Raw genomic sequence first — 10,941 nt, forward strand, 5'->3', positions numbered from 1 at the left:
GGATCGATTCGCCGGTCTATACCGGTAAGATCTGCGATCGCCCATGCATAACGAACATTGCCCCCCCCCGAGCATTATACTCTTTTAACTCTTTTAGATAACGTCGCGCACCATACACCTTATCAGATACTTCTTTTGAAATAAAAGGATAGCCGTATTCTGTGATAACCTGCCGAAAAGTCTTTTTGGGTTTGAGCCATTCGACATTTTCAAAACGCTTCACAAACTCGCGGATTTCAGGATATTCAAGCCCGGTGTCCACAAATACAGCGACGATACTAGGATATAGTTTTCTTACTAAATCAAGTAACACCATGCTGTCCTTCCCGCCAGAAAAACTCACATAAACCCCGTCTTCTCCGTATTCTTCGACCCATTGTTGGATACGAAGGTTTGTCATCGCGATTTTTGCTTTAAGCGGCAACGACTGCATTTGGTGTAGGTCTGTAATATTATGCTTTTGTCCCATCTTTCTCCTTTCAAATGTAATATAAGACATCGTCGATTATCTCATTGTAGCCAGCTACATTGCCATTTTTGATTTCATAAGGAACTCTCATGGTTGTCAATAAAGACATTAAAGAACCTTGGATTTGATCGGATTCTTCTTCTGTCTGCAACCTTCCGACCGGCTGATATGCTTTTACTCGGTTAATGAGGAAGTTCATATTCTCGTATGAATCGAAAACCCTATGTACCACATTATTAAACTCTTCGCCCAGAATTTCGTCGCTGTTATATAATGCGGATAAAAGCAGCGGGCAGTCCGTTACTATCACGTCAACCTTATCCCGACATCGGCTCATTTTGAAACTCTGCTTGCCAAAGATATACGCCTGGTTCTTGAACACCTCTTCATTGTTCTCCCAAACCTTGTCCTTGACAAATTCTGTGACCAGCTCAGCGTTGACCCCGGCTATTTTTAATTGTGAAAAAATATATGCCGCACCAGTTGATTTGCCGCTCCCCGGCGCTCCAAACAGATTTACAACTAGCATCTTGTCGTCCTCCTATGTTTCATATAATCGTCCCGAAAAATCTCGTAGCACTTCTTGTCGTAATATTTTCCGTCATAACATCTGAACTCTTCTTTGAAAATGCCAACTACTCTGCCGCCATATCTTTCCATCATTTTGTCGTATGATTTTTCAATCGGATTGCCAACGGCGACACTAAAAACCAACTTTCTGAACCCGAATCTTTCAAAAATATCCCTCAAAGCATTTCCTAGATCTATACTAAAAACAGCTTTATTGTCAGAAAAATTACATATATATAAGCCATAGCAACTATGCTTTGCGCGACTGATGTTGTAGGCGATATAACCAATAATACTACCATCCGGATCTAACGAAACAAACTGATGTTTATTCCAGGTGTCTTCATCAATTTTTTCTTCTTCACAAAACACATCACAATGAGCAAACTTATATTGTTCTGTAAGCCATGTTTCACGAAGTCTTTTCTGCAGCTCTTCTTTGTGATTAATTGCTAAATCTAACATTTTCACCTCTTCTTATGCGCGGCTATTTTTATCGTCGTCATTATAAATAAGGCAATCGGCATACTTTCTTAACGCCGGAATTTTACTCTCCGGAAGAGTAATAGTCACGTCTTTCCAAATATCTAATCCATCAAAATACTCGTCGATTTCATCCTGCTCTGCGTCCCAATCGAGACCATGTTCGTTGTAAAGATCTACTAATTCTAATTCGAGACGATCTCCATCGCCTTCACTTCTTCCAGCCTTGGCGAAATCCTCATCCGTGTGCCAATTATTCTGAATTTCGACTTCTCCCATAACCTCGCTGTGCTTACCATCTAATTCACCACAGCTAATCTCTGTTGGAAAAATATCTCTTAGTTTTTCGTAGGAAGATTCTTTAATCCAAATATTATCCTCATAAGTTGCTCCACTATAATATCCTTCCGCATATAAATTAACATTGACTAATTCCATAACTACTCCTTTCCATCACCTTAATCCCGGTCGTTCCAGCCGCACGCCGGGCAAAACCATACCGTTAATTCTTCCCATATCGGCATAAGCACCGTCGAATCCCGGTATTCTTTATATGTCTCGGTTTCAAGTGCTTCACCGCAACGGGGGCATTTTTCGGTTTCCCAATATCTGTCCATGAAATCACTCTCCCTGGTACATGAATTTAATCAGTCTGGAAACGTCGGATTCTTCATACGCGACAAGCTCCATCTCTTTGATGTAGCCATCCGAAAAGATGTTTGCCAGCGTTAGGTATTGAGCCAGCTTTGATTTCAGGTTGATGCGGTCGCCCTCTGGGGATACCAGCTCTACACGCCCTTTACAATCCTCAACAGCTTTGAAAAATCCATCAACATTCGTGATATTTGCAAGTTTCAATATTCGCCCTCCTCTCTGTTTGCGATGTAAATTTAGCGGATGCCGCTGGAACCAAATCCGCCGCGCGATTCATCTGCCAGATGCTCGACCGGTGTAAACTCGATCGTCGGCTGGTGCTCCATGATGCGGAATTGACAAATCCGGTCGTTCTTATGTATTACTGTGTCGCGAGTTGCGTATGCCGGGAAATGCCACTGATCATTATCGCCGCAATACGTCTCATCGATCACGCCCATGCTATTCGTCTGGAGTAGACCGAAATTTTTAAAAGTGCTACTGCGCGGAACCACATGAGCCTCGTAACCAACCGGCAGTTTCATGCCGATGCCAAGCGGAATCGCGACGTATGTACCCGCTGCAATGGTCATATCCTGTGCCGCCCGCAAATCGATCCAGTCGGATTTGCCGTCGATGTAGGTAAGTGGCTCCATGTCATCGGCAAAGTATTTGATTTTAATGTTCATCTTTTTATCCTCCATTTCTATTAATAGCTCGTTCAAGAATCGCACACGGCTTTCGCAGTCATCAAGACTATTTAGTAACACAAGCTCTCGATAGCCGCCGGGTAATGTATTTAGTTTATCTAAAATCTCTTCACGCTTTTTGTCTAAACCACGTATCTCCTGGATGATTTTCTTTGTCGCCGATGTCATTCCGTCTCCTCACATTCCTTGTACGGTTTGATATATTCCTCTGGATAGGTCATGGTATCTCCGTTTGAACTCCATTCGTCACGCCCACCGGAAAAAACAGAAACACAACCATTCTCTTTCTGCTCTGCAAAATAGCATCGTAGCGGTGGCTGCCCCGGAATGGTAAGAATCACCCGCTCTCCTCTTTTGAACGGACAAAATTCTTTATAGAGCCATCTCATCATGTTGCAATCACAATCGCCGGAAGATTTGCCAAAATCGCAATCATTGCAATTCAGGTCTCTGCACTCTTGCAAAATTCCGTTAGCCATCGCAATATTCTCCTCTTTATTAATGATGGCTAAAATCTCGTCTTTGTACTTCTCAAAATTTGTCACTTTTCGTTCTCCTCTCTATGATAAATGGTTGCCGATTCCCTCCCCCACCGCAATTTAAGCAGGGACATAATCCTCTTGGGTCATATACCCGTCCCTGATTCGGATTTTCACGGGTTCTTGTCGGGCAAACATTTCCTACAAATAATATTTCTCCGTTCATATTTTCTCCTTACCAAAAAGGGACCCATCCCATATTCATCATCCATATCGTTATGAGTATCGCCACCGGGACACTAAACAGCATCACCGCCGGAAGGTTATCGTCGTCCTCCCGGCAATAGTCCTGCATTCCCCAGTCTACACAAGCAAACCAGATGATTACTCCGACACAGATAACTTCTAACATTTGTACATCTGTCATATCTAACACCACACAAAAAACGACACGATAAGTCCGATCGCCGGACCCCAAATCGCTGCATCAACATTTTTTAACGATTCAAAATAATCTTTCAAAAACTCTATTCCCATGTAAGCCCACAGCGACGCAGCAATATCAAATACGAAAATAGTCAAAAACTTATATAAATCCATTACATCACCTTCCTCTCGAATCACTTTCTTCATCAAGGCGCCTGCATAACTGAATGGCTCTTTCGCTATTGATGTAATATTTTTCATCAACAACCGGCTCCAACAAATCTTCCATGCATTTTTCCAATGGGATCGGCACCGGAAAAATCGGTTCGTGGCTTTCAATATCATCCCGAATACTCACAATGAATACCCGTTCCCGATGCTGCGGCACGCCGTAGTCCTTGGCATTCAAAACCTGCCAGTAGTTCTTATACCCAGCCGCCGCCAATCCATCTAACACCATCTGGAATTCTTTGGAAAATTTCTTCTGGGTCAGCGCCTTCACATTTTCTGCAATCGCGACTTTTGGGCGCTTCTCTCGGATGATTCTCAGCGCTTCAAAGAATAATCCCGAACGCGTATGATTGCCGTCCTCGTCGTAGAATCCCGCCTGCTGCCCGGCAGCCGAAAGATCCTGACACGGAAAGCCATATGTAATCAAATCTATATCTGCCGGAAGAGCTTAACTTAGGAGATGTCGCTCAAATCGAAACGGAGGCTCTTCCGGCAGACCATGAAGCGCCGAATAAGCCTTTGCCGGATATGGATCGATTTCACTATACCCAACAAGCGTATATTTTCTATTCAGACGTTCCAGCGCGCGCTCAAAAGCCCCGATGCCAGAAAACAGACTCAAATATTTAATTTCTTTTTCTTCTGGGAAAATTTCTGGATTTGAAACAAAGATTTGTGCAAACAGTCTTTTAAGTACATCGACGACAATAGAATTTCCCGCCATCTTGTATAATCTGGTATTTGAAAATTTAGCTGCAAGCAATTTATCAATCGCCTCATCGTCAAATCCCATGAATCTAAAACACTCTCGTGGTGTCAGTTTTCTAATCCTTGAATTATCACGCACTCCTGTCCCCCCCCCCAACTCCCCGTACTCTCAAAATTTGCGACACTTATTTTAGCATAATTAGCCTTGATAGTTCTGCACGTTTTGTCAGGTTCCGTATTAAGTCCCTTCGCCGTCATTTACTGCTTTTCCTCCATTAAGTAAGTCGCCTCTAAATCCGCCTCATGCAACGCCAGAATAAGCGGGTATTTTTCCATCGCGGTTCCGAGGGCATTGTAATTCTCCTTTGGCTCCGTCCAGCCCATATGCCACCGGATCGCATATCGTTCCACCGGGAGAAGCTTGATATATTCCTCAATCATCATGACAGATTTTTCGCCGTGTCCATACGGGATTTTGTCGTCAATCGTGTAATATGGCACGCGCTCCCAGATACCCTGCTCATTCTTCTTATTCCGATAGTCGGTTGTATAAAAGTATGTTTTGCAGAGATCGTGCAACAGGGCGCAAATTGCGAGGCTTTCATCTGCGACGTCTTTTAATTTTTTCTGCCAAATCCCCGTTGTTTTCTTAGCTGTCAGCGCATAAAATACATTCAGAGAATGCTCTAATAAACCGCTCTCGTGGCAAGAATGAAATCTGGTGCTCGCCGGAGCCGTATAAAAATCACTCTTTCTGATAAACTCTAACAGTCTATCCATCCCCTCTCTCTTCGTCGCAAGAAGAGCCGCTTCGAATTCTTTAATCTTCTCTTCCAAAATTTTCCTCCTTTGTATTTACTCCTCACCAACAAAAACTAATCTATCAATATATTCTCTACCTTCATTACGGAAAATAGGAATATCCGTATCAATAATCCACTCATTTTCAGATTTAGAAATGTCTCTCAACTGTACAGTTGCCATAACATCATCAGATTCAATAACAATCTTATTCCTTGCACAACAACTTCCTCTCTTCTGATGAGTCGGCAAATCGTTCCAGTTAATGCCTTTCTGAGTCATAAGCATGTCCTGAATATCATTACATGACTTATTCTGTAATTCCTTGTGTGAGAAATTGGCTTGACCAACCATCTGAATTGAGTTACGAGAAGCGTCTAATTGTCTCCAATAAAAGTTGTTTGTTACTTCTTCTTTTGGGATATTAAAGCAGCGGGCATCAAACATTGCTCCTTTTTCTATCGCTTTCCAATATGTTCTCGTATATTCAAGGCATTGTCTTTCTTTTTTGGATAATTCCCTGCACGTACCGCCGTCATCCCAATCTTCAATATTGTCTCTTCCATACCGATCGGCGTTCTTCGCAAAAAATTTGTTGAACGCCATTGTTGCCATACTTGCCACAATACTACATAACTTATCAACTCTATAATCAAAGAAACAATCTGTATTTAACTTATCATAATCAACAAGAAGTAATGTGATTTCATCGCTCTGTTGATAAGATAATTTGCAATTTTGAATATTTTCGCATAAATATTTAGCGGTATCCTGCATTGATTTTATAAATACTTCATCAAAAGGTCTTTCAAATCCTTTGGTGAAACTATGTCCGGCTCTCATGTCTAACCTCAAAATCACTGGCATTCTTCGTTGAAGAAAATATCTATTCCTTTTTTCATAACCTTTCATTCTTTCTGCAAGATCACTTGTATCCATATTATTCTCCTTTACTTTTTACTTCTTCTCTATGTGTTAAACTCATACTGTTATTCTCCTTTTACATTCGGATCTCTAATTACTGCAATACTCAAATTACCTGTATACATATTTCTACCAACTCTTGTCTCATATCCAAGTTCGTTTAGTTTCTTATCAATCTCATACAACTCATCTTCGTCTGTACAATAAAGTTTGCAGCCTGCACAAATTTCTGTAACTCGAACATAATTATTATCTTTCTGAATCGGCATAGCATATATAGATGATTGTCATGTAATTTATAGTATTCTTCGGCAGATATATACTGTTTTAATGCACTTCCAATTTCAATACTATTACTCGTCATACCTGTGTTCAAAATCATATTTTTCATCACTGTTTTTAAAAGTATGAATGCATTTATTATCCCATTTCTATCTTCTGACCAATAAACTTCTGAAACTCTTTATTTACATCATCAGGATAAGTTTTCACAACTCATACGGTCATCCTTCTACAATTAAAATATCATTCATCCTATCCACCAATACTGTTGGATCACTTGACATACGACATACAAATTCATCATTACAATAAACTTTATATACATCATCATATTCTGGTCTTCCCCAACAATCGCATCCATTTACAACTTTAGTTTTCTCTATACGAAATATATTAATCGCCTCCCAAGAAAGAAAAATTTCGTATCTATATACATATCCCATTTTACTACTTAGAGTATTGCAATTTTAATCCATGAAACTTAATCTCCTTTCGTACTTGTATATTCTATTTTTAGTTACATCATTTCTGTGATTTCTATTATGCTGAGAATCAACCAACATAGTCCTGAACAAGACCAAAGAAATTTAGACACTTTATTCTTATTGGCAATTACATTAGCTGCACAAAGAATTACCAATAAGGTATGTAAAAATAATAAAGACATATATGTTTTCTCATTAAATAATCCCAAAGAAAGATTGGTTTACTTAGAAATATTTCTTTGCACCGTTGGATGTATGTACATCTTCTGGTTTTATGATTACATTTCGAGAAAAGAAATATCTATTATCAATATTTAAAACATACATAAAAGTCATGTTTCCAAAATCATCAACAACTTTTCCAGCCATATGACCAAAATAAATCTCATCTTTATCCAATGGCTTAAAACAACATAATTTACCAAGTTCAATGTCTGCTTTATTATCTTGAAATCCATAGCTGTTTGTTGTGTATGTTTTCTTTTCTATTTGTTTTTCTGTCTGTTTTGTATACTCGAAAGCTCTTAACTCATCTTTTCCAAGCCATTTAATCCATGCGCCACAATCATCACAATAAAGCCCTGTATTATTACCTTTTACTTCAGTATGTAGTGAAGTACTTCCACATTTCTTACAACAATTCTGATACATAATTTCACCTCCAGTATATTATTCTCCAAACTCACAAGTATCACATGTTGAAAAATACTTATCATGGTCTATGCAGCATTGTGGTCTATTGTCATTTTCGCTTATTCTCAACGCTATCTTCCACTATACAAAAAGCTCTACGCTATTAATAACATCCGTTGTTCTTACTCCTTTGTGTCGCACTCATGAAATCTCGTGAGCATCAGATATTTGTCTTCGCCAAAAATTTTACGCCATCTTTTTTGCGCCGCTTCTGTGCCCCAGCCAAACGGCAGCATATGATAATTGATTAAAAAACAGCGTTCCAAAACCGTGTCCTTATCAAGGTCTACACGATTTATCAGGTTCATCAGCATCACGTATGATCCAAAAGATTCGTGTCCAAAATAGTGTGCGACACCGTTATCATCAGATGTTTGCGTATACAACTTCCCGACATCGTGAAATAACGCGGCAAGATTATAGGATTCAGAATATCCACAGTCGCCAAACCTTGCCATAACCTCTACGGCGTGACCACCTAGATCTTTGTCATGATGCGGATTTTTCTGGTCAAAACCCATCATCGCAAGTAACAGTCTATTTGTCTGGTCGCTCCGGTACATGTGATATTTGTTTTGAATTTGAATATCATCCCAACCCTCTTCATAAAAGGGGATCTGAAATTTTCGAATTTGTTTATCCAATACACTTTCCGGAACTGGGTGTTCTCGCTTCATGTTATGTTCCCAACATATTTCAAATGGTTTGGCACACATGATACAAATTTTCTCTACGTCCAATCCGTGAGTCATATTCAAAATTCTCAGTCGCGACTTAATTAAAAGATTCGTGGCATCAGCAATCGTATTTTTTCCTTCTTCCAAATTTTTTCGAATCCTCTGGTGGAAAATTTCGAATACCTCATTATTTCTCGACTGATCCTCGATCTTTCCGGTTAATTCCTCTCGTATCGCATCCGAAGAAACAATGACAGTGTTTTCGTTACTTTCTGCTAGTTGGGCGGCGAGAGTAGATTTCCCACTCCCGCTCAAACCAACCAAAACATACAGCTTCGGTTTATCCATTGCAAAATCCTTTCATTATGAATTTTTTAAGAGATATTCCCTCGAAACATTTTTGAAACTCTTCTGTCCGAGTTGATCTCTGTATACATAACCTTCTCTTTTCACATTTGGATTAATCAAACTATTGCCGTCCGCCAGCAACTTCATCTCTTCCATCGTCTTCGGCAACTTAAAATTCCAGTCAACTACCGGTACGTGCTTGAAGCCGTGATTTTCACAATACTCGCTCATAGTTTTCGTGCTCTGGCGCTTACCGTCGATGATAAGATTGAACACATATAGATCGCTCTCTTTCAGCTTGTACGGGTTGCCCTGCACATTGCCAACACCTTCACCTTGAAGCACAACCCTGTCATAGCCACCGGTGATAGCCAGCTTAGTCAATTTCTCCTCGATGTTATATTTGTCTGCCAGCTCCCAGTAGATATTGGATTCATGGTAACACTCCTGATTTCTGGTTGCCTGCCGCACATTCCGGCTGCATACGATAAACTCGAACTTATCTTTATTCTTTTTGAGACGGTTCACGGCGTAGGTGCAGGATGTTCCGTCCACTTTTTCTGACACCACCCATTCCTCATCGCTGTCGAGATAGAATGGACAACTCTCGATCCTCGTTTCGTCAGTTTTGACAATCCAATTTGGGAACTCTTTCGGTTTGTCTTTCTTCTTGCCGAAAAATACGAATAAGAGTTTTCTTCCCCAGCCGCGTTTCATCAGCCATCTGAACCATTTTTTCTTTGCAAGAGATTTGTGGCGAGCTGCCATAGATGTGTACTTCGCGTTCGGATCGACTTTGTTCGTCTTTCTGGCGATGTCATCCGGTCGATAGTATGTGATGTGTAATTTTTCAGTCACATCGGCGCCGATCGGCTCTCCCGTCACTTCCGGGAATACCGTCGCTGGCATTGCCAAGCCCTGAGAGATGATGCCGAATTTGCCAAGTTTAAGCGTTTTGATCTTAAATTTTCTTTTTGCCAGAAATGCGAATCGCTCGTCTGACTCCGGGCATTTGCTGTCGATTTCGATATATACAGCGACGTCTCCCGGCTTAAATTCATCCTTTTTGGCGATGCATACCCAGCCTAACACGCCAATCAACTCAATGTTATCTGCGCCTTCAATCGGTTTGACCCACTCAATTTTTTCGATGTGAGCCAGTGCTCTTTCTTTACTTTCCAAGCTCCTTATTTCGTAGGTAACGCGCGTTTTAACCCAGGAACTCTACTTGTCCTTTCTTTAGATTTTTATTGGAATCCAATGAATTTTGTGATATGATATTTAGAAATGCCCCGGAGGAATTTAACGGGTCAGAATCCACGATCAAATACAGTGTTCACATATGGGGTATATTGCTGTTTTTGAAAGGGTGATGCCTATGGTATCAGATATTGCAACTTCCATCTCATTTACTTGCTTAGTTTTACTCAAAATTGTTGACTCTATTACTCTGACCCGTCTCCCTACCAGACCAATAATCCCCGTCCTCGATTATTGATATGAACCTCTACGGGTTCGCCCATTCTTTATTTCAGGATTTTTGCATCCAAACAGTTCTTGCACAGCTCATAAATCATTCGGGCTGTATTTTCCTTTTTGCAGAAGTAGATATGCATATAATTCCTTGCCTGCCACGTTATCAGCGTCCGGATGAAGGAATCTGGATTAAATTCTGATCGATACTTGTGTTCGAAAATTCCGTCGATACTGTCGCTCTCTATTACCAGATAAGCCCGTTCGACGTTGATCATCCGGTTAAATTCCTTGAAGATTCTTTCGCCGTCATCAGAAGCGCTGGCAAAATTACTAGCCAGTTCCGATAAGCTGTTTTTCTTCTCGATCACAATTTCATCCGTGAAATACGTGTCGTAGGCAAATCCCAATTCCGGGCAAGCGCGAATCATAAAGCTGTAATCTCCGGTTTTGAGAGCTTTTTTTTGATACTGCAACCCAGCCTTTTCAAACGCCGACAAAATATGCTCATTCTTTTGCTCACGCGTATCACACAGAATAACCATGTTG

Annotated in this window: 18 protein-coding genes; all 18 read right to left on the bottom strand. The window is 40.6% G+C overall.

Annotation, left to right across the window (positions count from 1 at the left end; translation table 11 throughout):
• Nucleotides 1-16: 16 nt before the first annotated feature.
• The gene (locus tag DW085_RS04110; protein WP_243033917.1) at nt 17-469 is read right to left on the bottom strand and encodes a phosphoadenosine phosphosulfate reductase family protein; all 453 of its coding nucleotides are present in this window, start codon (nt 467-469) and stop codon (nt 17-19) included.
• A gap of 10 nt (nt 470-479) precedes the next feature.
• Nucleotides 480-998 (bottom strand): AAA family ATPase, encoded by a 519-nt coding sequence (locus DW085_RS04115; protein WP_118491475.1) that lies wholly within the window; start codon nt 996-998, stop codon nt 480-482.
• The gene (locus DW085_RS04120; protein WP_118491477.1) at nt 992-1,504 is read right to left on the bottom strand and encodes a GNAT family protein; all 513 of its coding nucleotides are present in this window, start codon (nt 1,502-1,504) and stop codon (nt 992-994) included. Before DW085_RS04120 ends, DW085_RS04115 begins: the two co-directional genes overlap by 7 nt.
• A gap of 12 nt (nt 1,505-1,516) precedes the next feature.
• Nucleotides 1,517-1,960 carry a hypothetical protein gene (locus tag DW085_RS04125; RefSeq protein WP_118491479.1) on the bottom strand — a complete coding sequence of 148 codons (444 nt, stop codon included), beginning with the start codon at nt 1,958-1,960 and terminating at the stop codon, nt 1,517-1,519.
• Nucleotides 1,961-1,980: 20 nt separating this feature from the next.
• On the bottom strand, nt 1,981-2,139 hold the full coding sequence (locus tag DW085_RS19055; RefSeq protein ID WP_182430765.1) for a hypothetical protein: 159 nt from the start codon (nt 2,137-2,139) through the stop codon (nt 1,981-1,983).
• Between the two features lie 4 nt (nt 2,140-2,143).
• Nucleotides 2,144-2,380 carry a polya polymerase gene (locus tag DW085_RS04130; protein ID WP_118491481.1) on the bottom strand — a complete coding sequence of 79 codons (237 nt, stop codon included), beginning with the start codon at nt 2,378-2,380 and terminating at the stop codon, nt 2,144-2,146.
• Between the two features lie 32 nt (nt 2,381-2,412).
• A complete protein-coding gene (locus DW085_RS04135) occupies nt 2,413-2,844 on the bottom strand; it encodes a dUTP diphosphatase (protein WP_118491566.1) in 432 nt (143 codons plus the stop codon).
• Nucleotides 2,845-3,029: 185 nt separating this feature from the next.
• Nucleotides 3,030-3,410, bottom strand: coding sequence for a hypothetical protein (locus tag DW085_RS04140; RefSeq protein WP_118491482.1), 381 nt, complete (start codon nt 3,408-3,410; stop codon nt 3,030-3,032).
• 169 nt (nt 3,411-3,579) lie between these two features.
• Nucleotides 3,580-3,771: a hypothetical protein gene (locus DW085_RS04145; protein ID WP_118491484.1), complete on the bottom strand. Its 192-nt coding sequence runs from the start codon at nt 3,769-3,771 to the stop codon at nt 3,580-3,582.
• Nucleotides 3,772-3,773: 2 nt separating this feature from the next.
• Nucleotides 3,774-3,944: a hypothetical protein gene (locus DW085_RS19060; RefSeq protein ID WP_182430767.1), complete on the bottom strand. Its 171-nt coding sequence runs from the start codon at nt 3,942-3,944 to the stop codon at nt 3,774-3,776.
• A gap of 4 nt (nt 3,945-3,948) precedes the next feature.
• Nucleotides 3,949-4,434 carry a DNA (cytosine-5-)-methyltransferase gene (dcm, locus tag DW085_RS20385; RefSeq protein ID WP_118491486.1) on the bottom strand — a complete coding sequence of 162 codons (486 nt, stop codon included), beginning with the start codon at nt 4,432-4,434 and terminating at the stop codon, nt 3,949-3,951.
• A 15-nt stretch (nt 4,435-4,449) separates the two neighbouring features.
• Nucleotides 4,450-4,848, bottom strand: a complete 399-nt coding sequence (locus tag DW085_RS20390; protein WP_182430770.1) for a DNA cytosine methyltransferase — start codon at nt 4,846-4,848, stop codon at nt 4,450-4,452.
• Nucleotides 4,849-4,967: 119 nt separating this feature from the next.
• A complete protein-coding gene (locus DW085_RS04160; protein ID WP_243033918.1) occupies nt 4,968-5,546 on the bottom strand; it encodes an HD domain-containing protein in 579 nt (192 codons plus the stop codon).
• 18 nt (nt 5,547-5,564) lie between these two features.
• Entirely contained in the window at nt 5,565-6,449 is an 885-nt protein-coding gene (locus DW085_RS04165; protein ID WP_118491489.1) for a tRNA(His) guanylyltransferase Thg1 family protein, read from the bottom strand.
• Between the two features lie 977 nt (nt 6,450-7,426).
• Complete coding sequence (locus tag DW085_RS04175; RefSeq protein WP_118491493.1) at nt 7,427-7,852, bottom strand: hypothetical protein; 426 nt, start codon at nt 7,850-7,852, stop codon at nt 7,427-7,429.
• 164 nt (nt 7,853-8,016) lie between these two features.
• Complete coding sequence (locus DW085_RS04180; protein WP_118491495.1) at nt 8,017-8,919, bottom strand: ATP-binding protein; 903 nt, start codon at nt 8,917-8,919, stop codon at nt 8,017-8,019.
• Between the two features lie 15 nt (nt 8,920-8,934).
• Nucleotides 8,935-10,101: an RNA ligase family protein gene (locus tag DW085_RS04185; protein ID WP_118491497.1), complete on the bottom strand. Its 1,167-nt coding sequence runs from the start codon at nt 10,099-10,101 to the stop codon at nt 8,935-8,937.
• A 344-nt stretch (nt 10,102-10,445) separates the two neighbouring features.
• Complete coding sequence (locus tag DW085_RS04190) at nt 10,446-10,937, bottom strand: ERCC4 domain-containing protein (protein WP_182430772.1); 492 nt, start codon at nt 10,935-10,937, stop codon at nt 10,446-10,448.
• Nucleotides 10,938-10,941 lie beyond the last annotated feature (4 nt).

It is taken from the genome of Clostridium sp. AF50-3, assembly GCF_003477445.1.
Classification (GTDB): domain Bacteria; phylum Bacillota; class Clostridia; order Lachnospirales; family Lachnospiraceae; genus Otoolea; species Otoolea fessa.

Bases quoted from the DNA above. Each gene is read 5' to 3' on its own strand.
- DW085_RS04175 (WP_118491493.1), bottom strand. From the start codon at position 7,852: ATGTATCAGAATTGTTGTAAGAAATGTGGAAGTACTTCACTACATACT.
- DW085_RS04120 (WP_118491477.1), bottom strand. From the start codon at position 1,504: ATGTTAGATTTAGCAATTAATCACAAAGAAGAGCTGCAGAAAAGACTT.
- DW085_RS19060 (WP_182430767.1), bottom strand. From the start codon at position 3,944: ATGGATTTATATAAGTTTTTGACTATTTTCGTATTTGATATTGCTGCG.
- DW085_RS04135 (WP_118491566.1), bottom strand. From the start codon at position 2,844: ATGAACATTAAAATCAAATACTTTGCCGATGACATGGAGCCACTTACC.
- DW085_RS04190 (WP_182430772.1), bottom strand. From the start codon at position 10,937: ATGGTTATTCTGTGTGATACGCGTGAGCAAAAGAATGAGCATATTTTG.
- DW085_RS19055 (WP_182430765.1), bottom strand. From the start codon at position 2,139: ATGGACAGATATTGGGAAACCGAAAAATGCCCCCGTTGCGGTGAAGCA.
- DW085_RS04165 (WP_118491489.1), bottom strand. From the start codon at position 6,449: ATGGATACAAGTGATCTTGCAGAAAGAATGAAAGGTTATGAAAAAAGG.
- DW085_RS04125 (WP_118491479.1), bottom strand. From the start codon at position 1,960: ATGGAATTAGTCAATGTTAATTTATATGCGGAAGGATATTATAGTGGA.
- DW085_RS04145 (WP_118491484.1), bottom strand. From the start codon at position 3,771: ATGACAGATGTACAAATGTTAGAAGTTATCTGTGTCGGAGTAATCATC.
- DW085_RS04180 (WP_118491495.1), bottom strand. From the start codon at position 8,919: ATGGATAAACCGAAGCTGTATGTTTTGGTTGGTTTGAGCGGGAGTGGG.
- DW085_RS04110 (WP_243033917.1), bottom strand. From the start codon at position 469: ATGGGACAAAAGCATAATATTACAGACCTACACCAAATGCAGTCGTTG.
- DW085_RS04115 (WP_118491475.1), bottom strand. From the start codon at position 998: ATGCTAGTTGTAAATCTGTTTGGAGCGCCGGGGAGCGGCAAATCAACT.